Raw genomic sequence first — 26,148 nt, 5'->3', positions numbered from 1 at the left:
GATGTCCAGGCGCTTTAAGTACTATTTGATCCTGACCATGAGCTTTTGCCTGAGTCTGGGGTGTCAGGCCGCTTTCGCTGCAGCCGAACTCTACACCCTGCTGGGCCGCTCCAGCATCGGGCATATGGAGCTGCAACTGGACAAGACCCAATGGCAGTGGATACGCAATAAGCGTGAGCTGATTCTGGGGACTTCGGCTCCCGACTATCCGCCATTTGACATGACGCTGACCGGGCGCGACTACGAAGGGTTCACCGCCGACTACGCAAACATCATTTCCAGAGCGCTGGATCTGCCGGTCAAGGTGCTTCGCTTTGAATCCAGGCAGGCGGCCATCGCTGCCCTTGGCACCGGGCAGATCGACTTGCTGGGCAGCGCCAACGGGTTCGAAGCGATAGACCAGAAGATCAAGCTCTCTACCCCCTACGCGGTGGATCAGCCGGTGCTGGTCACCCGCACCGGTGAAACCCGCTCGCTCACCGATGGCCTGGCAGAAATGCGCCTGAGCATGGTCTACCACTACCTGCCACCGGAGGAAATCCAGAAGCTTTATCCCAACGCAGCGCTGAAAACCTATCCGTCATTTCAAAGCGCGATCAATGCCGTTGCCTTCAATCAGGCAGACGTCTTTCTTGGAGACACTATTTCTACCCAATACATGATCAACAAGGGGTACCTCAACAACATCCAGATGGCCAATTTCGGCAGACACGAACCCGACGGCTTCAGTTTTGCGGTCGATGGTGAAAACAATCAGTTGCTGGATATCATCAACCGCACGCTCAAGGCCATTCCGGTTGAAGAGCGCATCGCGATTTCCAGGCGCTGGGGAGCCAGCGACCTGATGCTGACTGACCAGAAGCTGCAATTGACTCACCGGGAGGAGCGCTGGATCGAACAGCACCCGAACGTCAGAGTCGTGATCAACGAATCATACGCGCCGCTGACGTTCTTTGATGCCAGCGGCAACTTTCGTGGAATAACCGCCGACTTGCTTGAACTGGTGCGCCTGCGCACCGGTTTGCGTTTCGAGATTACCCGGGCGCCCACCATGGCCGATATGATGAGTCAGGTCAGTCAGGGCCAGGCGGACCTGATCAGCGCCCTGATTCCCAGTGAAGAACGCGAAGATCAATTCAGTTTCAGTCGGCCTTACCTGGACAACTCATTCGTACTGATCACGCGCAAATGGCCTGAGAATTCGATCAATCTTGAGCAATTGAGTGGCAAGCGGGTCGCAATCACTTTGGGCAGCCCTATCCTGCCTTTCCTGCGGCGGGAGTTCCCCACGGTAGTCCCCATCGAAGTCGATAACCCCTTTCAGACTCTGGAAATGCTTGCCCAAGGCAGGGTCGAAGCGGCGATCACCTCCCTGGTGAGCGCCAACTATTTCCTGAGCTCAGGAATATTTGAAAACCGGTTACAAATAACCACGACAGTTGGCGACAAACCTGCGCTGATCGCTATGGCCACTTCCCGAAAAGCCACGGAGTTGATCAGTATTCTCGACAAGGCGCTGTCCAGCATCGCACCGCAGGAACTCGCAGCGATTAACAACCGCTGGCGCTCCTTCACTCCTTCTGGCGGCAACTGGCAGGATTACCAGCGGCAGATTTATCAGATCGTACTGGGGGCTGGCCTGTTATTACTCGGTTCGCTGGCCTGGAACGCTTACATGCGCCGCCAGATCAAACAACGCGAGCAGGCCGAGCGGGCTTTGAACGATCAGTTCGAATTCATGAGAGCACTGGTCAATGGCAGCCCGCACCCTATCTACGTGCGTGACCGTGAAGGCCTTCTGCGCATGTGCAATGACAGCTACCTGAAGGCATTTGACGCGCAACGTGAAGATGTACTCGACAAAGGGGTTACTGAGGGCGTTCTAAGTAATGTTTTCGAGGCCAGGGAATTCGCCAGCGACTATCAACTGGTCATGGCGACAAACAACCCCATGATTCTTGACCGCACGTTGCAGATCGGAGAGCGGCAACTGACGATCTATCACTGGATTTTGCCTTTTCGGGACTCACTGGGAGAAGTAAAGGGCATTATTGGCGGCTGGATCGATATCAGTGAACGCCGACAACTGATCGAAGACCTGCGCTCGGCCAAGGATCAGGCCGATAACGCCAACCGTGCGAAAAGCACCTTCCTGGCCACCATGAGTCACGAAATACGCACGCCGATGAATGCTGTGATTGGCATGCTCGAACTGGCGCTCAAACGTGCCGATCAAGGCCACATGGACCGCCCTGCCGTTGAGGTTGCCTACAGCTCGGCCAAGGATTTGCTTGAACTGATTGGCGATATTCTCGACATCGCACGCATTGAATCCGGTCGGCTGACCTTGAGCCCGGAACGCGCCAACCTGCGCCAACTGGTCGAGTCCGTTGTACGAGTATTCGACGGACTGGCCCGGCAAAAAAGCCTCAGCCTGTTGCTCGATCTGGACAGTGGCATCAACGCCGACGTGCTGATTGATCCGTTACGCTTCAAGCAAATCCTTTCGAACCTGATCAGTAATGCAATCAAGTTCACGGAAAAGGGCCAGATCAGAATCACCTTGCAGACCGAGACCGACACAGATCCGCGACAGTTGCAGCTGCACGTCAGTATTCAGGACACAGGCATAGGTATCAGCGAGAAGGATCTGCAACGCTTGTTCGAACCTTTTGCGCAGGCTGACGACAATGGTCAACAGGCGCGCACCGGAGCAGGTCTGGGGCTGGTGATCTGCCGCAGCCTGTGCGAAATGATGGGCGGCACACTTGAGTTGAACAGTGAGCAGGGTAAAGGCACGCAGGTTCACATGACTTTCAACCTGACCACGCTGGAGCCTTTGGCGACGCTGAGCGAGCAACCTGATAACCCTGTCATGGCAAACGCCACGCTGAATATTCTGGTGGTGGATGATCATCCGGCCAACTCCTTGTTGCTTTGCCAGCAACTGGAATTTCTCGGGCATCGCTGTGCAGTGGCAGAACAGGGCGAGCAAGGGCTACAGCTTTGGCTGGAGGGTTACTTCGATGTGGTCGTGACCGACTGCAATATGCCCATCATGAATGGTTACGACCTGACGCGGGCCATCCGCCTCCAGGAGCATGAAACCGGTCAACAGCGTTGTGCGATATGGGGCTTCACCGCCAATGCACAACCGGAAGAAACACAACGCTGTCGTGAAGCGGGTATGGACGATTGTCTGTTCAAACCGATTAGCCTCACATCCCTGAGCGAACGGCTTGGCAGCGTTCATCCACGGGGAGACGCATTGACCGAGAGCGAGCAGACTTCACCCGTTAAACCGCAACCGCCATTCAACATGGCCAGTATCAGTGCCCTTACCGGTGAACGCCCGGAAATGATTCAGCGTCTGCTCAAACAACTCCTGCGCAGCACCGAGGAGGATCGTCATCAGTTGACGGCTTTACAAGCGACCGAAGATCAATACGAGTTGTGCCAGCTTGCGCACAGGATCAAAGGTGCGGCGCGAATCATTCGGGCAACCAGAGTGATTGAAACGTGTGAGGCATTAGAGGATGCATGCCAGGAGACATCGGCAGAGGAGGAAATCAGGGATGTTCAACAAGCAATGGAGGTTGCCATGCTCGATCTGGAGCAGGCTTTGCGAGACGCTCTGAACAGAGCAGTGTGACGAGGGAAATAAAGCGGCGGGCCGGAAGCCCGCCGCGGGAACATCAAGCTACCGAATTGATCGGTGTTTCCGGGTGCCAGGCATCCATCAACGGGCTGACTTCAACCTTGGTCAGTTCGCTGCGGCCCTTGAGCCATGCTTCAACGACTGCGCGCTGCTCTTCATTGACGGAACCACGTTTTGCCAGGCAAACCAGACCGAAGTCATCACCGCCAACGTAGTCAAGACCGTTGGCGTCCATGGCTTCAGTCAGAAAAGCGTTGAGGAATGCGTCGATCGCCTCTTCATCCAGGTCTTCCTTGAAGTCCAGGTTCAGCTCAAAACCCAACTCCTGGAATTCATCCACGCAGAGTTTTTTGCGCAGACGACGGGAACGATTAGTGGCCATTGGAACAATCCTCTTGAGTAATATCGGGGCGCACTTTATCAGTTTGGAAAGGCAAATGCCCATAAAACCGGCACAGCGCGATAATGCCTGCGACATCAATAGCGGGCTGATTATGCATCGCGATGACAAAAATACTTTATTCAGAGGCCTGGGCGGGACCCAAGTCGCCCACGATTGGGGCATAATGCCGCTCAATTCAGACGTATTACATATTGTTAGCGAAACTGTTTGAAGCCACTGGTATTCACGTCATCTTTATTTTTGTTGAGGGAATCCATCTATGCCCTCTCGTGTCCCGTCTTTGTTGTAGGGGTTACTGAATGATCAAATCATTGCGTCCACTGTTTTTTGCCACCCTTCTATTGCCACTGGCCTTGCCGGCTCACGCCGCGCCCGTCAACACTTCGCTCCCCCCAAAGGTTCAGCAAGCACTCAAAGCCAGCAAACTGGGCAATGACGCATTGTCGCTGGTAATGCTACCCCTCAACGGTCAAGGCACCCCGACCGTATTCAATGCCGACGTCTCCGTAAACCCGGCATCGACCATGAAGCTGGTCACGACGTACGCAGCGCTGGAAATACTGGGCCCAACCCACCAGTGGAAAACCGAATTCTTTACCGATGGCACGCTCAATAATGGCGTACTGCGCGGCAACCTTTACCTCAAGGGCGGCGGCGACCCCAAACTGAACATGGAGAAGCTCTGGCTGTTGATGCGCGACCTGCGGGCCAATGGCGTACAACAGGTAACCGGTGACCTGGTACTGGATCGCAGCCACTTTGTACAACCGCAATTGCCGGTGTTCGATGATGACGGCAACGACAGAAACAAGCCGTTTCTGGTCAAACCCGACTCGCTGATGGTCAACCTCAAGGCGCTACGCTTCATCACGCGTAACGACGGCGGCAAGGTCATGGTTTCGGTGGAACCGCCGATTGCGACCATTCGCGTCGATAATCAGGTCAAAGCCATCGCGTCCAAACAGTGCGGTGACGTTCGTTACAACCCGGTCACGCAGCCAGATGGCACCGTCAATGTGACCGTTACGGGCCAACTCGGTGACGGCTGCAATTCGCAGACTTACCTGTCGCTGCTCGACCACCCGACTTACGCAGCAGGCGCAGTGCGCGCTATCTGGCAGGAACTGGGCGGCACCATCCAGGGCAAAGACCGGGTAGACGTCGTACCGGGCAGCGCCAAGCTGCTGGCAAGGGCTTTTTCGCCAGATCTGGTTGAAGTCATTCGTGATATCAACAAATTCAGTAACAACACCATGGCCCAGCAGTTATTCCTGAGCCTCGGTTCAGAGTTCCGCAATGATGCAGACGGTGACGATGCCAAGGCAGCACAGCGGGTCATTCGCCAGTGGCTGGCCAAGAAAGGCATCACCGCACCGCATCTGGTGATGGAGAACGGCTCGGGGTTGTCCAGGGATGAGAGGGTCAGCGCCCGTGAAATGGCCATCCTTCTGCAGGCGGCCTGGAAAAGCCCCTACGCTGCAGAGTTCATGAGTTCAATGCCACTGGCAGGCATGGACGGCACGATGCGCAAACGCCTCAAACGCACCCCGCTACTGGGTGAAGCACATATCAAGACCGGCACTCTGAACAACGTCCGCGCCATTGCCGGTTTCAGTCGCGACAGCAACGGCAACACCTGGGCTGTGGTCGCCATCCTCAACGATCCACGCCCATGGGGCGCGTCTTCGGTGCTCGATGAAGTACTGGTCGAGTTGTATCGCCAGCCAAAGCTGGGTGATAACACCGTATCGATACGGCAGCAGTGAAGAATTGCAGTAAATGACTTTGTAGGAGCGCACGAGCACCACGAGGCCGCGATGGCGGTGCATCAGGCAGATCGCTATCGCTGCCTCGCGGTGTTCGTGAGCTCCTACAGGGAAATGCATTTCAGCTCAGATATCGATGTACTGGCATCTGTAAGCCCGCCACCGCCACTCACACACTCGCCTCCCCCTGCTTTTCACCCTCCACTCGATCCCGCCCCGCCTGTTTGGCTGCATAAACGCAGGAGTCGGCACGTAGCAACAGCGCATCGGCATCCTCACCTTCACGCCAGCTCGCCACGCCAAAACTGGCTGTGACAAGACCGACGCCATCCACCGGCTGGCTGCGCAGAACGTTCCAGAGCTGGATCGCCAGTTCATGCGCCGCAAATGCAGTGCTCCCAGGGCAAAGCACCATGAACTCTTCACCACCCAGACGGCAGAACACGTCACTACGGCGCAAGCGAGTGGTGATTCGTTGGCAAATGACCTGCAGCACTTTATCGCCCACCGCATGACCATGCAGATCATTGACGCGCTTGAAGTGATCAATGTCCAGCATGATCAATGACAAGGCCCCGCCATGACGTTTGACCCTCGCCAGCTCAGCACTCAAGCGTTCCTGGAAATAACGCCGGTTGTAGGCGCCGGTCAGCACGTCGGTGACTGACATCGCGCGCAACTCTTCCTCCACGCGTTTCATGTCAGTGATCTCGGAAAGGAATCCATGCCAGACCACGCCGCCGCCAGCCTGAGCTTCCGGCATGGCGTGGCTGTGTACCCAACGCAGTCCATGCCCTGGAACATTGAGTCGATACTCGTCCTGCCAAGGCGTCATGTGTTGCGCCGAAGCGCGCATGGAGTCTTTCACACGTCTTACATCCAGCGGATCAACACGGGCAAACACCGACTTGAAATCAAGCAGCATTTGCTCACGGGTCATACCATGCAGTTCGCACATGCCATCGTTGATGTAATTGAATCGTGACTCACCGCTGGCATCGATCTGAAACTGGAAAATCCCCCCGGGCACGTGTGCGCTGATTTTCTTCAGTAACATGTCACGTGCGGCCAGAGCTTCGTAAACCAGTTTGCGCTCAGTGACATCGATACAAACAGCCAGATACCCCACCCACTGCTCATGCTCGTTGCGCACCGCGGTCAAAAGCATATTGACCACGAGCGAACTTCCGTCATGCCGGATAAACGTCCACTCGTGAGACTTGTGAGGGGCGTCATCGTCGGCCTCAACGAAAATCGCCTGACTGGCCGTCACCCGATAGCCATAAGCCTGACTCAGATGTTGAGCATGCGCTTCCAGCTCGGCCGGCATCTGCAGGTCCTTGAGCTGAAGCTGACCCAGCACCTCTTCCTCTTGATAACCCAACATCTTCTGGGCACCGACATTGAAGGTGCTGATAACGCCGTTAAGATCCGTTGCAATAATCGCAACGTCGGTAGCGGCGTTCAGCACGCTACTGAGTTGTCCGTGAGCACCGCGCAATTGCCGCTCGCGCAGCCGCAGTTCAGAAGTGCGCTCGTCCACCAGACGCAAGGCACGCTGGCGCTGACTGATCAGGTTGTACAGCAACGCACTCAACAGCAGGCTCAGCAGCCCGCCCATGAGAATCACACTTCCCACCAGCGACTGGTTGCTTGTCATGAACGCCGCGGTCGGCCGAATTTCCAGCAGGTAGTCACGGTTGGCCAGCCCCAGCAAGGTACTGACGCGTATCTCGCCGGTTACTGCGGGGATGGGCGACTGATAAAGCAGTTGTTGTTCGACTGGCGAGGCGAGATCGCTCATGGTCAAGGTCAGGTTGTCCTGAGACGGCAACCCCTCAGTCATCAGCTTGCTGAGGCTGATGACCGCCATGACATAACCGCTGACATCTGCAGCCTCGCCCACCGGATTGGTGCTGGAAGACATCACCGGCGCCAGCAGCAATACCCCACTGGAGTTGCCCGGCTCCAGCGCCACTAGACTCATGCGCGGTGTCGCGACCATAGCACCCAACTTGCCCGCCAGATCAACAGCGCTACGGCGAACGCTCTCGGAGCCGATATCAAACCCCAGTGGCAAAGGCTCGGTGCTGCGCGAACGCGTAAACAGAACCGGAAAGTAATCAGAGCGTACGTCCGCAGGTGCAAGCACGCCTTCTTGAGTCACTTCACGTATCGAAAAGCCTGTCAGCCCTTCTGTAACGGTCTGCCGTTCAAACTGGTGACGCTGGGCATTCGTCACTTTTGGCGCCCATGAGTAAGCCTCGGTGCCGATCAGCAACGGATCAGCGAAGCCGTTGAATTCAGCTCGGGTGACGACAGTGGAGAACATGAAGAAACGACGCAGGCTGTCCAGGCGGTAAACCTGGCCGTCGAGCCGCTCCTGAATGCGACTGAAGCGCTCATTGGCCAACAGATCAAAACGCTGACGCAGTTGACGTTCATAAAGCTCGAAGTTGGCGAACGCCAACAATACAGTCAGAGCAGCACCTACCAGAAAGGCGAATGCGGCAACGACCCACGCGGAGGCCTGCTCATTGATAAAGCCGAGAATCCTGGGACGAATCTGACTCGTGGGCATCATTCGACACTCGCAACGCCACAGCATAGAGAAGCGTCACGCTGGCTGTAGCTCACTTATAGCTATTAGCCAGTATTTTGCCTAGCCTGACTCGACACCGATTGCACATCGATCCATCACAAATGCGAACGGATCGATGTGCGCGGGCCGATTATCTGGCTGTGATTTTCCACGCCTTATGAATTTTGCTGTTGCGGGCGAAGTCAGGGTCAATGGTCTGGGCGGTGATGTCTTCCACGGCATAACGCTGTGCAAGATTTTCATCGAGGACAAACTTGCGGAAGTTATTCGAGAAATACAGCACGCCGCCCGGCGCAAGACGGGCCATGGCCAGATCCAGCAATTGCACCTGATCGCGTTGCACGTCGAAAATCCCTTCCATGCGCTTGGAGTTGGAGAACGTCGGCGGATCGATGAAGATCAGGTCGTACTCTTCACGACAGGCGTCCAGCCAAGCCATCACGTCACCCTGCTCCAGGCGGTTCTTGTCGGAGAAACCGTTCAGCGACAGGTTGCGCCGCGCCCAGTCCAGATACGTCCGGGACAAGTCGACACTGGTGGTGCTGCGCGCGCCGCCTTTGGCTGCATGCACGCTGGCCGTCGCCGTGTACGAGAACAGGTTGAGGAAACGTTTGCCCTGAGCCTCGCGCTGAATACGCATGCGCATGGCGCGGTGATCCAGGAACAGCCCCGTGTCCAGATAGTCCGTCAGGTTGACCAGCAGCTTGACGCCGCCTTCGTTGACCTCGACAAACTGCCCTTGAGCACTTTGACGCTCGTATTGTTTGGTGCCACTCTGGCGCTCGCGACGCTTGATGACCACGCGGCTCTTGTCGACATTCAGCGCCTGAGGGATAGCCGCCAGTGCATCGAACAGGCGAGCCGAGGCTTTTTCCGGGTCGATGGACTTGGGTGCGGCATATTCCTGAACGTGTACCCAATCCTGATACAGATCGATGGCCAACGAGTATTCAGGCATGTCGGCGTCATACACGCGATAGCAATCAATGCCCTCACGACGTACCCACTTGCCCAGCAACTTGAGGTTTTTCTGCAAACGGTTGGCAAACATCTGCCCGCCTTCGCTCAAGCGCGGCTGCTCGATCACCACTGGAGCCGGTTTGATCGGGTTACCGTTCTTGTTGAACTTCTCGTATTTGCCAGGGGTCACCAGCGGGCTAGTGTCTTCCGGCTCGACGTGTTCACGCTCAACCTGACGCTGTTCGGCAGTACGGCGTTCGCCGGTCACGAACTGGTCAGGCAACACTTTGATCAGCAGCAGCTTGCACGGCAAGGCACCGTTCCAGAAAGCGTATTGCTTGTGGCTGCGAATACCCATGCGTTTGCCCAGATCCGGAGCGCCGGTAAATACCGCGGCTTCCCAGTTCAGACAGGCCTGACGCAGACGCTCACCAAGGTTCTGGTAGAGATAGAGCAGACTGGCTTCGTCGCCCAGTCGCTCGCCGTATGGGGGGTTACAGATCACCAGCCCCTTCTGATTCTGGTCAGGGCGCGGCTCGAATGTCGCCACTTCGCCCTGGTAAATCTTGATCCATTCGCTGAGACCGGCACGCTCGACGTTATTGCGGCCCGGTTGAATCAGACGAGGGTCCGCTTCATAGCCACGAATCCACAGCGGCGGCTTGGCGAGACCGGCTTCGGCACGTTCCTGCGCCTCGTCGTGCAGCTTGCGCCACAGGGCGGGCACGTGGCCGAGCCATGCCGAGAACCCCCAACGCTCACGCTTGAGGTTTGGTGCAATGTCGGCAGCAATCATCGCCGCTTCAACCAGAAATGTGCCCACGCCGCACATCGGGTCAGCCAGCGCGCCGCCTTCAGCAGCAATGCGCGGCCAGCCTGCACGAATCAGAATTGCGGCAGCCAGGTTTTCCTTCAACGGTGCAGCTCCCTGCTGCAAGCGATAACCACGCTGGTGCAGGCTGTGGCCGGACAGGTCCAGGGACAGGATTGCTTCGCCACGGTCCAGACGCAAATGCACGCGCAGATCCGGATTCAGCTTGTCCACTGACGGCCGCGAGCCGTCAGGCATGCGCAGTTTGTCGACGATAGCGTCCTTGACCTTCAGGGCGCCGAAATGGGTGTTGTCGATGCCTGAACCATGGCCGCTGAACTCAACAGCCAGCGAGCCATCCGGCTCAAGATGATCATGCCAGTCGACATGCAACACGCCGTTGTACAGGTCTTCGGCATCCTTCATCGGGAAACGCTTGAGGACCAGCAACACGCGGTTGGCTAAACGCGACCAGAGGCATAGCCGGTAAGCGGTCTCCATGTCGGCACTGCCGCGAATGGCTGAGGTATGTTCGCGGGTTTCCTCGAGGCCAAGCGCAGTGGCTTCCTCTGCAAGAAGCCCTTCCAGGCCTTTAGGACAGGTGAGGAAAAGTTCGTAACGGTCCGACATGAGTATTCCAGGGCTTTAGCCATAAGCGGCGGGCAACGCATTGCCCGACCAGATTTAAAACAGGCGTCTTTCTTGGAGAACGCCTGCGCGGCACACAATTTGTGCCAGACCACCTCATGAGCCTATACGTCATCAAGGCAGTCATCCCTGGACCATCATGGCCAAGGGAGATTTAAAAACCACTATTCAGCACGACGACCTTCGCAATAAAAAGTCACATCGCGACCCTTCGTCGATTTAGGCCTACTTGCAACAGGCCATCATCTGCGGTTGCGAAACAGTCGCAACATTTCTTGCAAGCCTTGCCAGTTCAGGGCTGCCGAAATAATCAACTTTGAAACACAAGCTTGCTTATGTTCCAGTTATTACAAATATGACGTGCTTATGACAAAACGATCATTCACAGCACTCGATCCATTGGTTAGAAATCACCACAGGTTGTCACCGCAACGGTGAGAACACCAAAGCCCGCGACGCCGGCAGCGGGTACCAACGGCAGAAAATTTTCTGCCCGACCTCGACATGAGGTCTCAGGGACATAACAGTCAACAAACGAGGGCAACACCCTATGAGAAGACTTAAGCGTGATCCGTTGGAAAGAGCATTTTTACGCGGATATCAGTACGGCGTTCATGGTAAATCCCGTGAGCTTTGCCCTTTTACTCTACCGTCGGTGCGCCAAGCCTGGATCAATGGCTGGCGAGAAGGACGTGGCGACAACTGGGACGGTATGACCGGCACTGCGGGAATCCACAGACTCAACGAACTTCACGCGGTCGGATAACCAGGTAACTTCCGATCAGTCCATCAAATCTCTGAAATCGTGTCAAAACCAGAAGCGTCCCATCCGGGCGCCGGGCGCAAGCCCAAGGGGTTCCTTTAGGGAGCCCCTTTTTTTGCCCTCAGTATTTGCGCATCGCGGCGATCGCATCCACCGACTGGCGAATCAACGCCGGGCCTTTATAGATGAAGCCGGAGTAGATCTGGACCAGGCTGGCGCCAGCAGCGATTTTCTCAGCCGCGTGCTTGCCTTCGGTGATACCGCCTGCCGCAATGATCGGCATCCGCCCGGCCAGTTCGCCAGCCAGGATCTTCACGGTATGGGTGCTCTTTTCGCGCACTGGAGCACCGGACAAACCGCCCGCCTCGTCACCATGGGGCAAGCCTTCGACGCCAACGCGGCTCAGGGTGGTGTTGGTGGCGATCACAGCATCCATTCCTGACTCGATCAGCGCAGCGGCAACCAGCACGGTTTCTTCGTCGGTCATGTCCGGTGCGATCTTGATGGCCAGCGGCACACGCTTGCCGTGCAATTGGGTCAGCGCTTCCTGACGAACCCGCAACGCTTCGAGCAACTGCTTGAGCGAGTCACCGAACTGAAGGCTGCGCAGGCCCGGGGTGTTAGGCGAACTGACGTTGACCGTTACGTAGCTGGCATGGGCGTACACCTTGTCCAGACAGATCAGGTAGTCGTCCACTGCCCGCTCGACCGGTGTGTCGAAGTTCTTGCCAATGTTGATACCCAGAATGCCTTTGTAGCTGGCGGCCTGAACCCGGGCCACCAGGTTATCAACTCCCAGGTTATTGAAGCCCATGCGGTTGATGATCGCTTCAGCTTGCGGCAAACGGAAAATCCGTGGCTTGGGATTACCCGGCTGAGGACGTGGCGTCACTGTACCAATTTCAACGAAGCCGAAACCGAGCTGGGCAAACCCGTCGATGGCTGCGCCATTTTTGTCCAGACCGGCAGCGAGCCCGACCGGGTTGGGAAAATCCAGGCCCATGACGTTCACCGGCAGACGCGCCGGCGCCTTGCTCAACAAGCCATTGATGCCCAATCGGCCACCAGCGCCAATCAGATCAAGCGACAGGTCGTGGGAGGTTTCCGGGGAGAGTTTGAACAGTAACTGGCGGGCCAGGTTATACATGGGCGGGCGCGGCTCGTAAGAAGCTGAATTCAGGGCGGCGATTATAGACGTCTGTGCGATTGCGTGCGAGGCATGCCTGCAGGCTTTTGCGGTATAGGTATTTAGATAACCCCTGCATTGAGCACCATCCATTGCTGCGGTAACGGCTTCTTTGGGGTTGCGCCCTTACGGCGCCTCACTTTTGATAGAGCCCAAAAGTAAGCAAAAGGCTCTTGCCCCACCACTGGGTGCCTCGCTGTCGCTCGGCATACCCGTAATCCGACATTGCTGCGTGGGGCCGCCGCCACCGGCCATCCATGGCCTGAGGCGGCTAAACCGGCATCCCTGCCGGTTTGCCCCACGCAGCAATGTCGAATTCCGGCCGTCGTGGTTTAACGGGGCGCCTAAGATCAAAATCAAAAGCAGATCAAGAGCATCGGTTTCACCCCGGGGATCGCCTCGACCGGTAGGAGCGAACTTGTTCGCGAGACGTCACCACGACCAACGCATTCGACGTCTGACAAACCGCATCGCAGCCTTCGGCAGCTCCTACAGAAGCCCGCAAAGTTCACACATCAGGACGGCTGTCAGGCCGCCGCGCTTTTGATTTTGATCTTAGGCGCCCCGTTAAACCACGCTGGCCGCCCGCAGATTCTGAACCGTGGGCAACCCGGCAGGACGCCGGGTTAGCCGCATTGGGCCATGGATGGCCCGTTGCGGCGGCCCACGGTTCAGGATCTGCGGGCGGGTACGCCGAGCGACAGCGAGGGGCCGAGTGGTGGGGCAAGAGCGTTTTGGTTACTTTTGCGCTCCATCAAAAGTGACGCGCTGTAAAAGCGCAACCAATATCAGCAGCAACCGCAATAACGGATATGTACACGACATGAAATCTGTGCATGTACCTATGCCACGACAAGGTGAGAACGGCACTGGCATATCGCTTGCTTGGCTTAAGCTAATAGCAGCGTGCCAACGAGGGCCCGATGCATCGACAATGGCGTCGTTCCGTCTTTGCTTTTTGGCAAAGGATTGAACGACGCTTTTTTTATGAAAGATTTCTGCCAGCCTGGCTCGGGCTCGCCCGCTCCACCCGCAGTTGTCGTGGCAGAGGACAGATGACACTTATGAACGAACCCACACGAGACCCATTGGCCTGGGTAGCTGGTAGCGATGCGCCAGAAATAAGCAGCCTGGATATTGGCTTCATGCCGCTGTCCGACAGCGCCTCGATAGTCGTTGCCGCGACCCAAGGCTTCGCGCAACCGTATGGCCTGAGCCTGAACCTCAAGCGCCAACCGTCCTGGGCGAGCCTGCGGGACAAGCTGGTCAGTGGCGAACTCCACGCTGCCCACAGTCTTTACGGTTTGATCTATGCCGTGCAGTTAGGCATTGGCGGCAGCGCGGCCACCGACATGGCCGTGCTCATGGGGCTGAATCAGAACGGTCAGAGCATCAACCTGTCACGTTCGCTACAAGAAGCTGGCGTGATCACTCCTGAGGCACTGGACCAGCAAGCGCACCAAAGCGGCACAAAGCTGACTTTCGCGCAGACCTTCCCTACCGGCAATCACGCCATGTGGCTTTATTATTGGCTCGCCAGTCAGGGCATTCATCCCTTGCAGGACGTGACCAGCGTGGTTGTTCCGCCGCCGCGCATGGTCGAACATCTGCAAGCCGGTCGTATTGATGGTTTCTGTGTCGGTGAACCCTGGGGCGCCAGCGCAGTGGATCAGCAACTGGGCTTCACCTTCGCCACCACCCAGGCAATCTGGCCCAACCACCCGGAAAAAGTGCTTGGCTGCACCCGGGAATTTGTCGAGCAGAACCCCAACACCGCACGGGCATTGGTCATGGCCGTACTGGAAGCCAGTCGCTTCATCGAATCCAGCGACGAAAATCGGCGCAGCACCGCGCAATTGCTTAGCGGCGCGGATTATCTGGACACTCCCGCCAGTTATATCGAACCCCGCTTGCTGGGTGATTACCGCGACGGCCTGGGTAACCAATGGCACGACCATCACGCTCTGCGCTTTCACGGCAATGGCGAAGTCAATCTGCCGTATCTGTCCGACGGCATGTGGTTCATGACACAGTTCCGCCGCTGGGGTTTGCTGCGTGAAGATCCGGACTACCTCAATGTCGCCAAAGGCGTGCAACAACTGGCGCTTTATCGTCAGGCCGCAGAGGCACTGGATATACCGGTTCCGACGGCAACGATGCGCAGTAGCCAATTGATCGACGGCAAGGTCTGGGACGGTTCAGACCCAGCTGGTTATGCCCGCAGCTTCAAGCTTCACGCCATGGCCAACGCGGCCGCCGCCGTGACTCAATGAGGAGCTGACGATTATGCTGCGTATCCTCTTGATCAATGACACAGCGAAAAAAGTCGGACGCCTGAAAGCCGCGCTGAGTGAAGCGGGCTTTGAAGTAATCGACGAGTCCGGGCTGATTATTGACTTGCCCGCCCGGGTTGAAGCGCTTCGCCCGGATGTCATCCTGATCGACACTGAATCACCCGGCCGCGATGTCATGGAACAGGTTGTGATGGTCAGTCGCGACCAGCCTCGCCCTATCGTGATGTTCACCGACGAACATGATCCGGGGGTGATGCGTCAGGCCATCAAGTCCGGTGTCAGCGCGTACATCGTTGAGGGTATTCATGCCCAGCGGCTGCAGCCGATTCTCGATGTGGCCATGGCCCGTTTTGAGAGCGATCAGGCCTTGCGTGCACAACTTCAGGCACGGGACCAGCAACTGGCCGAGCGCAAACGCATCGAGCTGGCCAAGGGGTTGCTGATGAAAATGAAGGAGTGCAAAGAGGAAGAGGCCTATACCCTGATGCGCCGCCAGGCCATGAGCAAACAGCAGAAACTGATTCAGGTGGCTGAGCAGATTATCGCTATGAGTGAGTTGTTGGGGTGAATTCTACACTTCACCTCATTTTGGAATGTAATCCTGAGGGAGATTCTATATTGGCCCGCAAGCGTTGATCCCGGCGGGAGATCTATGTTGGCCTGCAATCTCGTAGGACCGGCTTTAGCCGGGAGGGCGGTATTTCTGGCGAAGAAGATTTGGTGGGTTTCCCGACGCCTCCCGGCTAAAGCCGGTCCTACGGAAGAGCGCAATTTCATGTGTGCGAATTCATTCACGAAGAGGCCGGCGACCCGCAGCTTGTTTATCGTCTGAAATACCGCCTTCCCGAATGAATTCGGTCCCACAGGTCAGTCATTAACCTGAGAGTGAGGCCAACCTGTCGGGTGTCTGGTCCGCTCGCACAAACCAGGAAAACATCTCACCCATCCAGATGGCCCAGCTTTTGCTAATTAATCAACACAGGTAACCAACGGCGGTTGCCCCACTTTACGACAAAGACGTCGCACACCTCTTTCGCCAACGCGAATCGGGTTGCGGCGTTTTTTGCGTTTTGGTCCCAGTGATCGGGGTCGGTGGTGCTGCCGAGGTTATGGACGCCCCACCTGCAAGTCTCTCCAGCTTCAAGCCCTTACGTTTCGGGTCCGTGCCCGAGACAACAGATCTTCCTTTTTGCAGATGAGGTGTTCAATGAATACAAGCTTCTGGAAGGCCGGCCACAAACCGACCCTGTTCGCCGCCTTTCTGTATTTCGACCTGAGCTTCATGGTCTGGTACCTGCTCGGCCCGCTGGCGGTGCAGATTGCGACCGACCTGCAACTGACAACCCAACAACGCGGCCTGATGGTGGCCACGCCGATACTGGCGGGTGCACTGCTGCGTTTTGTGATGGGGATTGTGGCGGATCAACTGTCGCCGAAAACCGCCGGGATCATCGGTCAGGTCATCGTAATACTTGCACTGTTCACTGCCTGGAATCTGGGCGTTCACACCTATGAGCAGGCGCTGTTGCTGGGCGTGTTCCTCGGCGTTGCCGGTGCATCGTTCGCCGTCGCGCTGCCGCTGGCTTCCCAGTGGTATCCAGCAGAGCATCAAGGCAAAGCGATGGGCATTGCCGGTGCAGGTAATTCGGGCACCGTGCTGGCCGCGTTGATTGCTCCGGTACTGGCTGCGGCGTTTGGCTGGAGCAACGTGTTCGGCTTTGCGGTCATCCCGCTGGTCCTGACCCTGATCGCTTTTTCGCTGATGGCACGTAATGCGCCGGAGCGGGCGAAACCCAAGTCCATGGGCGACTACCTCAAGGCGCTGGGTGATCGTGACAGCTGGTGGTTCATGTTTTTCTACAGCGTCACCTTCGGCGGTTTCATTGGCCTGGCCAGCGCCCTGCCCGGCTACTTCAACGACCAATACGGCCTGAGCCCAGTCACTGCCGGTTACTACACCGCAGCCTGCGTCTTTGGTGGCAGCCTGATGCGCCCACTGGGCGGTGCACTGGCTGACCGATTCGGCGGTATCCGCACCCTGGCGGGCATGTACGCGGTGGCTGCTATCTGCATCGCGGCCGTTGGTTTCAACTTGCCAAGTTCCTGGGCGGCACTGGCGTTGTTTGTTGCAGCGATGCTCGGTCTGGGTGCCGGTAATGGCGCAGTGTTCCAACTGGTGCCACAACGTTTCCGCAAGGAAATCGGCGTCATGACCGGCTTGATCGGCATGGCTGGCGGCATCGGTGGTTTCCTGCTCGCAGCCGGTCTGGGCTCGATCAAGCAACACACCGGTGATTATCAGATGGGCTTGTGGTTGTTCGCGTTTCTTGGCGTACTGGCGTGGTTCGGCCTGCTTAACGTCAAGCGTCGCTGGAGAACCACCTGGGGTTCGGCAGCAGTAACCGCTGCTCGCGTCTGAGTCGCTTGATGAGCTTGCAACTGAGCCTGGCTCAATTCAGCGCCAGTGGGCCGCGGGCGGAGAATCAGGACGCGATGCGCCTGGTGACTCCGGCCCCGGCCCTTGCCGCCAGCAAGGGCTATTTGTTTGCCCTTGCTGATGGCGTCAGTCAATGCGTTGATGGCGCCCTCGCCGCGCAATCAACCTTGCAAGCGCTGGCGCTGGATTACTACTCGACGCCGGAAACCTGGGGCGTCGCCCAATCCCTTGACCGGCTACTGCTGGCGCAGAATCGCTGGTTGCAGGCCAATGGCTTGCTAACCACACTCAGCGCCCTGGTGCTACGTGGCAGGCGCTTCACGCTGGCCCACGTCGGCGACTGTCGCGCCTACCGTTGGCACGACGGAGTGCTGCAACGCATCAGTGAAGACCACGTCTGGGAGCAGCCCGACATGCAGCACGTGCTCAAACGCGCACTGGGCCTGGATCAATACGTGGTCATGGATTATCTGGACGGCGAGCTGCGTGAGGGCGAACGCCTGCTGCTGCTCAGCGATGGTGTCTGGGCGACGCTGGGGGACGCCAGCATTCGCTCGATTCTCGCCGAACAGGAGGATCCGGATCGTGCCGTGCAGACGCTGGTCAGCGCCGCGCATCTGGCTGGCAGTCAGGACAACGCCAGCGCCGTGCTGATTCGCGTCGATGCGCTGGGTCAGGACGACCTTGGCGACGCGATGATTCAGCTTCAACAATGGCCGCTGCCGCCAGTACTAAAGCCCGGACAACCTTTCGAAGGCTGGCAGATAAACAGTCTGCTGGCCGAGTCTCGACAGTCGCTGCTGTATCGGGTCAGCGATGCGCAAAGCCAGCACTGGCTGCTGAAAACACTTCCAGGCAATCGCCATGACGAACCCGGTGCGGGCCAGGGATTGCTGCTGGAAGAGTGGTTTTTGCGCCGGGTTGCGGGACGCTTCTTTCCTGAAACCCATTCAGTACCAGATCGCCAACACCTGTATTACGTGATGCGTGAGCATCCGGGACGCAGTTTGTCTCAATCATTCAAAGAGCACGGCCCGGTCTCCGTGGCGCAATGGCTGGGTCATGCCACGCAACTGCTGCGTGCCGTGGGCTTGCTGCATCGGCGCAATATCATCCACCGGGACATCAAACCGGAAAACCTGCTGCTCGACGATAACGGCGAGTTGCGCCTGCTGGATTTTGGTCTCGCTTACTGTCCCGGCCTCTCCACACTGATGCCGGGCGAGTTGCCAGGCACGCCAAGCTTCATTGCACCTGAAGCGTTCAAGGGCGACGAACCCACTCCACAGCAGGATATTTACGCGGCGGGCGTCACCCTTTATTACCTGCTGACCGGGCATTACCCGTACGGCGAAATCGAAGCATTCCAGCATCGACGCTTCGGTACGCCCACGCCAGCCAGCCGGTACCGCCCGGACCTGCCCGACTGGCTGGATCACAATCTGAGCAAGGCACTGCAAGCTGATCCGCAACTGCGCTATGAAACCGCAGAGCAATGGTTGCTGGAGCTTGAACAAGCCGAACACCGGCCAATGGTGAAACGCGCACAGCCGCTGCTGGAGCGTGAGCCGCTGAAAGTCTGGCGCACGGTTGCACTGGTTTCACTGCTGGTGAATCTGGTGGGGGTTATCTGGTTGATGCGTCATTGAGCAGTGATTGCCCTGCAACGGTGCAATTCGCACCAAAGCGGCACTCGCTCGCTGAAACGCTATCCCGTAGGACCGGCTTTAGCCGGGAGGACGTTATCCCAGGATAAAGAGATTGATAGAACGCTCCAACGCCCTCCCGGCTAAAGCCGGTCCTACGGGGTTGCGTAGATACCAAAGTCTGGCACAACCCCTGCATATCCATCCTCAAGCAACTCACATCGCTACAGCCTTCAAAGACGAAGGCTGAGCTTCCCGAGAGAACGGGACCGGACAAAGGCGTCCTCGCTAGATATCTAGCGGGACGCCTTTTTTGTTTGTGCAGAATTTGTCGAGCACCCTCTCGCGGGCTTCTCGGAGGCAAAATGAAAAAACTCAAGCTGGTGATGATTGGCAACGGCATGGCCGGAGTTCGAACGCTTGAAGAGCTGCTCAAACTCAGCGACGAGCTCTACGCCATCACGGTGTTCGGTGCCGAGCCGCATCCCAATTACAACCGCATCATGCTGTCTCCGGTGCTGGCCGGTGAACAGAAGTTCGAGGACATCGTGCTCAACGATCTGGAATGGTACTTGAGCAACAACATTCGACTGCTGCTCAACCGCAGGGTCGTAAAAATCGACCGCGCGAAACGCCAGGTGATTGCCGACGACGGCACCGTCGCGCATTACGACCGCCTGCTGATCGCCACAGGCTCGACGCCCTTCATGCCGCCCATGCCTGGCAGCGCCCTCAGCGGTGTGATCGGCTATCGCGATATCGCTGACACACGAATCATGATTCATACCGCCAAAATCCGGAAACACGCGGTGGTCATCGGCGGTGGCCTGCTCGGCCTGGAAGCGGCCAACGGCCTGAAAATGCGCGGCATGGACGTGACCGTCGTCCACATCGGCAAATGGCTGCTGGAGCGCCAACTGGACAAAACCGCCGGGCAATTGCTGCAAACCGCCCTGGAATCGCGTGGCCTGCACTTTCGCCTGAACGAGCAGACCGAAGCGTTGCTGGATAACGGCAAAGGCGCGGTGAAAGCCGTGCAATTCAAAAATGGTGACGTGATCCCTGCCGACCTGGTGGTCATGGCAGCAGGCATTCGCCCGGCAACCGAGCTGGCAGAACTGGCTGGACTGCCCTGCAATCGCGGGATTCTGGTCAATGACACCCTGCAAACCTACGACCCGCGTATTTATGCCATCGGCGAGTGCGCAAGTCATCGCGGTACGGCCTACGGCCTGGTAGCACCGCTGTTCGAGCAAGCCAAAGTCTGCGCCAATCATCTCGCGCAACTGGGCTTCGCTCGCTACAAAGGTTCGGTCACTTCGACCAAATTGAAAGTGACCGGCATTGACCTTTTTTCTGCCGGGGACTTCATGGGTGGCGAAGGCACCGAAACCATCACTTTGCTGGACCCCATCAGCGGGCGCTATAAAAAACTGGTAATCAAAGACAACGTGCTAGTGGGCGCTTGCTTGTACGGCGATACCACGGACGGCGGCTGGTATCTGCGCCTGATCCGCAGCGGGCAATCAATCAGCGGACTACGTGACCAACTGATGTTCGGCGAAGCCACCACGCCGCAAAAGGACATCGCGCTATGCGCCTGACCAGCATCCCGGCGCCCGCGACGCAAACCACCGCATCCACCTGCTGCTATTGCGGGGTCGGCTGCGGCGTACTGATCGAACATGACGGACGCAACATCATCGGCGTCAGCGGAGATCCCGCGCACCCGGCTAACTTCGGCAAGCTGTGCAGCAAGGGTTCGACCTTGCACCTGACGGGCGACCTCAATGCCAGGGCGCTGTACCCGGAATTGCGCCTGAGCAAAAGTCTTGCGCGAGCGGTTACGGATTGGGACACCGCTCTGGATCACGCTGCTAATGTATTTGCCGAAACTATCCGCAAGCACGGACCTGACAGCGTTGCGTTCTATATCTCGGGGCAACTGCTGACCGAGGACTACTACGCGTTCAACAAGCTGGCCCGAGCGCTGGTAGGCACCAACAATATCGACAGCAACTCCCGCCTTTGCATGTCTTCCGCCGTGGTGGGGTACAAGCGCAGCCTGGGCGCAGACGCTCCACCCTGCAGCTATGAAGATATCGAGCTGAGCGATTGCGTGATGATCGTCGGCAGCAACATGGCTTACGCGCACCCGATCTTATTTCGCCGCCTGGAAGAAGCGAAAAGCCAACGCCCGGACATGAAAGTCATCGTTATCGATCCACGCCGAACCGATACGTGCGATCTGGCGGACATGCATCTGGCGATCAATCCCGGCACAGACGTGGCGCTGTTTCACGGGATCCTGCATCTGCTGCTGTGGGAGGGCTGGGTCGATCAGGATTTCATTGATCAGCACACCGAAGGCTACGCCGAACTGAAAAGTCTGGTGCACCATTACACGCCGCAAATGGTCGCGCAGACCTGCGGTATCTCGCGCCAACAACTGCACGACTGCGCGCAATGGATCGGTCAGGCCCCGAGCTTTCTGTCGCTATGGTGCATGGGCCTGAATCAGTCCACCGCAGGCAGCGCCAAGAACAGCGCATTGATCAATCTGCATCTGGCTACTGGGCAAATTGGACGTCCGGGTGCCGGGCCTTTTTCCCTTACGGGCCAACCCAACGCCATGGGCGGCCGCGAGACTGGCAGCCTGTCCAATCTGCTACCCGGCCATCGGGAAGCCGCCAACGCCGAGCATCGTGCTGAAGTGGCGCAGTACTGGGGGATCGATAAGCTGCCAGAAACACCCGGCTTATCAGCCATCGAACTGTTCGAGCAGATGCAGAATGGCAAAATCAAAGCCATATGGATCGCCTGTACCAATCCGGCTCAATCGCTGCCTGATCAGACTCGAGTTCGCGAAGCCTTGAATACCTGTCCATTCGTGGTCCTGCAGGAAGCGTTCCGAACAACAGAAACTGCACGCTTCGCCGACCTGCTGCTACCCGCCGCGAGCTGGGGCGAAAAAGAAGGCTCGGTCACCAACTCCGAACGACGTATTTCTCACGTACGCAAAGCGATCGCCGCACCCGGCGAGACGAGGCCGGACTGGGCGATCACCGTTGATTTCGCCCAACGCCTCCAGGCTCGGCTGCAACCTGACGCGAAGGCGCTTTTTGATTTCCAGACGCCCCAGGCGCTGTTCGACGAATACAAGCTCCTGACCCAAGGCCGTGACCTGGATCTGTCCGGGATCAGCTACGACATTATCGACCAGCATGGCCCACAACAATGGCCATTCCCCGCAGGAGCAACCTGCGGTACGGCGCGGCTTTATCTGAACGGCCAATTTCCGACGCCAACAGGCAGAGCCAGATTCATCAGCGAACCGTACAGCGCGCCAAAAGAACTGCGCGACAGCCGCTTCCCGTTGACGCTGAATACTGGCCGTCTGCGCGATCAATGGCATGGCATGAGTCGCACCGGCACCGCTGCGCGCCTGTTCGGTCACGTCAGCGAAGCGGTATTGAGTCTGCACCCTGAAGACCTGCATCGCTATCGACTGCAATCCGGTGATCTGGTCACCCTGAAAAGCCGACGCGGCAGCGTGATTGTGCCGGTAGGCAGCGATGACGGCTTGCGGGCGAGTCATGCCTTCATGCCGATGCACTGGGGTGATCGTTTTCTCAAGGGCGGCGTGAATCTCCTGACACAGCCAGCCTTTGACCCCATCTCCAAACAGCCTGAGCTGAAGCATTCTGGCGTGCGCGTCGACAAGATCGACCTGCCATGGCGACTGTTTGTGCTGATAGAAGGTGATGTGCAACTCCGACTGGATGCCCTGCGCTCACTGTGTGACGAGTTTCCTTACACCAGCTTGAGTCTCGCCGGACGTGAGCGCTCTGCCCTTACCCTGCGTGCAGCCAGCAGTGAAGCACCTGCTCAAGAACTCCTGGATCGAATTGACCATTTACTGGGGCTGGATCACGGCCCGGTGCTGGCTTATGACGATGCCCATCGCGGTATCAGCAAACGCATTCGTCTGGATCAAGGTCGAGTCACCGCGATCCGTCTCGGCGGGGAAACGCTCGCCAGGGACTGGTTGCAAAGCTTGTGGCTGGATGGAAAGGAGATCGATGACGAGCTACGCCGCTGGCTGCTTGCCCCGATCAGCAGCGCTCCCGGTTCGAGCACTACCCAGGCAATCGGCAGCAAGACGTTGTGCAACTGCATGAACGTCAGTGAAAACGCGGTGTGCGACGCCATCGAAAAAGGTCTGGATCTGGGTCAACTGAAGGCACAACTGGGCTGCGGCACGATGTGCGGCTCCTGTGTGCCGGAAATCAAACGACTGCTGACGGCCGTCGCGGTCAATTAATGAGGTGTACGGCATGAGTGCAAAAGTCTGGCTGGTCGGCGCAGGCCCGGGTGATCCGGAGCTACTGACCCTCAAAGCTGTACGCGCTTTGCGAGAAGCAGATGTGGTACTGATCGACGACCTGGTAAACAGCGCCGTTTTGGAGCATTGCCCAGCCGCCCGAGTGATTGCAGTCGGTAAACGTGGCGGTTGCCGCTCGACACCACAGGCGTTCATCCATCGCCTGATGCTTCGCTATGTGCGCCAGGGCAAATGCGTGGTTCGACTCAAAGGTGGAGACCCCTGCATATTTGGCCGTGGCGGCGAAGAAGCCGACTGGCTGAGGGCCCATGGGGTTGAGGTGGAACTGGTCAATGGCATAACCGCAGGCCTGGCGGGTGCGACGCAATGCGGTATCTCGCTGACGCTGCGCGGCGTCAGTCGCGGCGTAACACTGGTGACGGCTCACACTCAGGATGACAGCACCCTGAACTGGCAAGCATTGGCTCAAGGGGGAACAACGTTGGTCGTGTACATGGGCGTAGCAAAACTGGCAGAGATACGTGACAGCCTGATCAGCGGCGGCATGTCGCTGAACATGCCGGTGGCAATGATCGAAAACGCTTCACTGCCTCAACAACGGGAATGCCGTAGCTCACTGGCAGAGATGCAACGGGATGCTGCGCTATTCGAATTGAAGAGCCCGGCCATTCTGGTGATTGGTGCGGTCGCGGCGGGAACGGAGATGGATTTACTGCATCTGGCAGCAAGCAAAACGGCCTGATCTTTTCGCTCAAATCGCAGGCAAAGAAAAGCCCGGCCTGAGCCGGGCTTCTCTATTGAAGCGAGTAAAGCAGGCTAATTACTTAGCTTGTGCTTCAACTTCAGCTTCTACGCGACGGTTAACAGCGCGGCCAGCGTCAGTTGCGTTGTCAGCAACTGGACGGGATTCGCCATAACCAACCGAGTTTACGCGGCTAGCGCCAACACCGTACTGGTTAACCAGAACCTGTTTAACGGCGTTTGCACGACGCTCGGACAGTTTCTGGTTGTAAGCGTCAGGACCGACGGAGTCAGTGTGACCTTCAACAGTGGTGGTGGTTTGTGGGTACTGTTGCATGAAGTCAGCGAGGTTCTTGATGTCGCCGTAGCTGTTAGGCTTGACTACGGATTTGTCGAAATCGAACTTCACGTCCAGCTCAACACGAACCACTTCGGCAACTGCTGGGCAGCCATCAGCGTCAACAGTAACGTTGGCTGGGGTGTCCGGGCACTTGTCGACGTTGTCGCACACGCCGTCGTTGTCGCTGTCAGAGCACACTTCAGCTACTGGAGCTGGTGCTGCTTCAACTTTCTTGGAGCCGCCACCGAAGTTTACGCCGATACCGACGCTAGGAGCCCACTCGGTGTCGCCTTGGTCGATGTTGTACTGAGCTTCAACGCCAGCACGGGCATAGAAGTTGTCAGTGAAGTAAAGCTTGGCACCGCCGCCGATGTTGGCGAAGGTAGAACCGTTACGGCCGCCGCGAGCGTCTTGACCGATGCTTTGATCAGAGAAACCAGCCGAAACGTACGGACGCAGCATGTCGCCCGGGTTGTTGAAGTGGTACAGAGCGTCAAGGGCAGTGTTGGAGCCTTTGATGTTCTTGCCGCTATCGCTGCGAACGTTGTGAACTTCGTCGTAACCCAGACGTACTTCTACGTCGTCGGTCAGGAAGTAACCAATCGAACCGCCGAACAGGTTGCCGTCGTTTTTAAAGTTACGGGCGCTGTCGTAGTATTCTTTCTTGGCGAAGCCTTCGATTTCGACTGCGCCTTGGCCTTGAGCCAGAGCGCCGAAAGATGCTGCGGCAACAATAGTACCAATGGCCAAGCCCAAGGTGTTTTTCAGTTTCATCCGTTAAATCCCCATCTGGTGATTGTAAAGCAGTCCCGCAATAAGGGGACAACTCATCGGCAAGTCTATCAGAACTTGCCTGGTTGTTAGAGATATTTGCATCGCCTTAAGTTTCGGTAATGCCTGCAAATTTCTCACGTAATTTATCTAAAGCCCGCTTGTAGCGCATTTTCGTTGCACTCAAGCCCATGTGCATAATGTCAGCGATCTCCTGGAATTCAAGCTCTGCAACAAATCGCAGCACAAGAATCTCCCGATCGATCGGGTTCACATGCACAAGCCAGCGATCAAGTCCGCCCCGTTCTTCAGGTTTTGGCGTCTTTTCTTCCGACGCTTCCTCAAGTGGATCCAGACTCAAAGCGTCCATCAAGCGACGCTTACGCCGTTCCTTCCTGTACTGCGTGATGCATTCGTTGTAAGTGATGCTGTACAGCCATGTTTTGAATTTCGATTTACCCTCAAAATTCTTCAAGCCATACAACACCTTAAGCATCACTTCCTGACAGACATCATCTGCGTCACGATCGTTCCCTAAATAACGTGCACAGACGTTAAAAAGTGTTCGTTGATAGCGACGCATCAACTCTTCGTATGCCCGCGTCACATGAAACAATTCGACGTGGGCGCGCGCGACCAGCTCCTCATCAGAGAGCTCGCTCGGGTCGTAGCGCATCGATAGCGGTTGAGGGTTATTCAAAACAAATCGTGCCGACAGTCAGGTCATTGGCCGCCACTGCCCTTGAAGCGGCAATTTGTGGCGGCATAGAGTAGCAG

At 57.3% G+C, this 26,148-nt stretch carries 16 protein-coding genes and 1 pseudogene; 11 read left to right on the top strand and 6 right to left on the bottom strand.

Translation table 11 applies throughout. The annotated features are described in order from the left end of the window. The first annotated feature begins 1 nt into the window (after position 1). On the top strand, positions 2-3,652 hold the full coding sequence (locus AO242_RS10730) for a transporter substrate-binding domain-containing protein (protein WP_099268676.1): 3,651 nt from the start codon (positions 2-4) through the stop codon (positions 3,650-3,652). Between the two features lie 43 nt (positions 3,653-3,695). Here the strand turns inward: AO242_RS10730 and AO242_RS10725 are convergent, their stop codons facing one another. Further along, positions 3,696-4,040, bottom strand: a complete 345-nt coding sequence (locus tag AO242_RS10725) for a YggL family protein (RefSeq protein ID WP_027898748.1) — start codon at positions 4,038-4,040, stop codon at positions 3,696-3,698. On the opposite strand from AO242_RS10725, the gene AO242_RS29295 reads away from it, so the two are divergent. Continuing rightward, complete coding sequence (locus tag AO242_RS29295) at positions 4,033-4,272, top strand: hypothetical protein (protein WP_141562206.1); 240 nt, start codon at positions 4,033-4,035, stop codon at positions 4,270-4,272. The genes AO242_RS10725 and AO242_RS29295 overlap by 8 nt on opposite strands. Positions 4,273-4,360: 88 nt before the next feature. Then, positions 4,361-5,827, top strand: a complete 1,467-nt coding sequence (gene dacB, locus AO242_RS10720; RefSeq protein WP_099268675.1) for a D-alanyl-D-alanine carboxypeptidase/D-alanyl-D-alanine endopeptidase — start codon at positions 4,361-4,363, stop codon at positions 5,825-5,827. Positions 5,828-5,996: 169 nt separating this feature from the next. Here the strand turns inward: dacB and AO242_RS10715 are convergent, their stop codons facing one another. Both AO242_RS10715 and rlmKL read right to left on the bottom strand, forming a co-directional pair. Continuing rightward, on the bottom strand, positions 5,997-8,408 hold the full coding sequence (locus AO242_RS10715; protein WP_099268943.1) for a sensor domain-containing diguanylate cyclase: 2,412 nt from the start codon (positions 8,406-8,408) through the stop codon (positions 5,997-5,999). A gap of 151 nt (positions 8,409-8,559) precedes the next feature. After that, the gene (gene rlmKL, locus AO242_RS10710) at positions 8,560-10,830 is read right to left on the bottom strand and encodes a bifunctional 23S rRNA (guanine(2069)-N(7))-methyltransferase RlmK/23S rRNA (guanine(2445)-N(2))-methyltransferase RlmL (protein WP_099268674.1); all 2,271 of its coding nucleotides are present in this window, start codon (positions 10,828-10,830) and stop codon (positions 8,560-8,562) included. A 568-nt stretch (positions 10,831-11,398) separates the two neighbouring features. On the opposite strand from rlmKL, the gene rmf reads away from it, so the two are divergent. Then, positions 11,399-11,614, top strand: coding sequence for a ribosome modulation factor (gene rmf, locus AO242_RS10705; RefSeq protein WP_002553055.1), 216 nt, complete (start codon positions 11,399-11,401; stop codon positions 11,612-11,614). A gap of 118 nt (positions 11,615-11,732) precedes the next feature. Here rmf and AO242_RS10700 read toward each other — a convergent pair whose 3' ends face one another. Continuing rightward, positions 11,733-12,758, bottom strand: coding sequence for a quinone-dependent dihydroorotate dehydrogenase (locus AO242_RS10700; protein ID WP_099268673.1), 1,026 nt, complete (start codon positions 12,756-12,758; stop codon positions 11,733-11,735). Between the two features lie 1,103 nt (positions 12,759-13,861). Here AO242_RS10700 and AO242_RS10695 point away from each other — a divergent pair. From AO242_RS10695 to cobA, 7 genes and pseudogenes are all read left to right on the top strand, one after another. Continuing rightward, entirely contained in the window at positions 13,862-15,070 is a 1,209-nt protein-coding gene (locus tag AO242_RS10695) for a CmpA/NrtA family ABC transporter substrate-binding protein (protein ID WP_099268672.1), read from the top strand. Positions 15,071-15,083: 13 nt separating this feature from the next. Beyond that, positions 15,084-15,659, top strand: coding sequence for an ANTAR domain-containing response regulator (locus tag AO242_RS10690; protein ID WP_027902728.1), 576 nt, complete (start codon positions 15,084-15,086; stop codon positions 15,657-15,659). A gap of 639 nt (positions 15,660-16,298) precedes the next feature. Further along, complete coding sequence (locus AO242_RS10685) at positions 16,299-17,510, top strand: nitrate/nitrite transporter (RefSeq protein ID WP_099268671.1); 1,212 nt, start codon at positions 16,299-16,301, stop codon at positions 17,508-17,510. Between the two features lie 8 nt (positions 17,511-17,518). Continuing rightward, positions 17,519-19,177 carry a bifunctional protein-serine/threonine kinase/phosphatase gene (locus AO242_RS10680; protein ID WP_099268670.1) on the top strand — a complete coding sequence of 553 codons (1,659 nt, stop codon included), beginning with the start codon at positions 17,519-17,521 and terminating at the stop codon, positions 19,175-19,177. Between the two features lie 362 nt (positions 19,178-19,539). Continuing rightward, a pseudogene (locus tag AO242_RS10675) lies at positions 19,540-20,739 on the top strand (NAD(P)/FAD-dependent oxidoreductase); the annotation flags it as partial. A 29-nt stretch (positions 20,740-20,768) separates the two neighbouring features. Next, positions 20,769-23,498, top strand: a complete 2,730-nt coding sequence (locus AO242_RS10670) for a nitrate reductase (protein WP_099268668.1) — start codon at positions 20,769-20,771, stop codon at positions 23,496-23,498. A 13-nt stretch (positions 23,499-23,511) separates the two neighbouring features. Further along, positions 23,512-24,261, top strand: coding sequence for a uroporphyrinogen-III C-methyltransferase (gene cobA / locus AO242_RS10665; RefSeq protein WP_099268667.1), 750 nt, complete (start codon positions 23,512-23,514; stop codon positions 24,259-24,261). Positions 24,262-24,339: 78 nt separating this feature from the next. Here the strand turns inward: cobA and AO242_RS10660 are convergent, their stop codons facing one another. Both AO242_RS10660 and sigX read right to left on the bottom strand, forming a co-directional pair. Continuing rightward, positions 24,340-25,374 carry an OmpA family protein gene (locus tag AO242_RS10660; protein WP_099268666.1) on the bottom strand — a complete coding sequence of 345 codons (1,035 nt, stop codon included), beginning with the start codon at positions 25,372-25,374 and terminating at the stop codon, positions 24,340-24,342. Between the two features lie 106 nt (positions 25,375-25,480). Then, positions 25,481-26,071 (bottom strand): RNA polymerase sigma factor SigX, encoded by a 591-nt coding sequence (gene sigX, locus AO242_RS10655; RefSeq protein WP_027902735.1) that lies wholly within the window; start codon positions 26,069-26,071, stop codon positions 25,481-25,483. Positions 26,072-26,148 lie beyond the last annotated feature (77 nt).

Origin of the sequence: Pseudomonas sp. ICMP 561 (assembly GCF_002699985.1) — a bacterium.
Lineage (GTDB): Bacteria > Pseudomonadota > Gammaproteobacteria > Pseudomonadales > Pseudomonadaceae > Aquipseudomonas > Aquipseudomonas quasicaspiana.
Note: the sequence above shows the minus strand (reverse complement) of the source record. Positions and strands in the feature narration are given on the sequence as shown.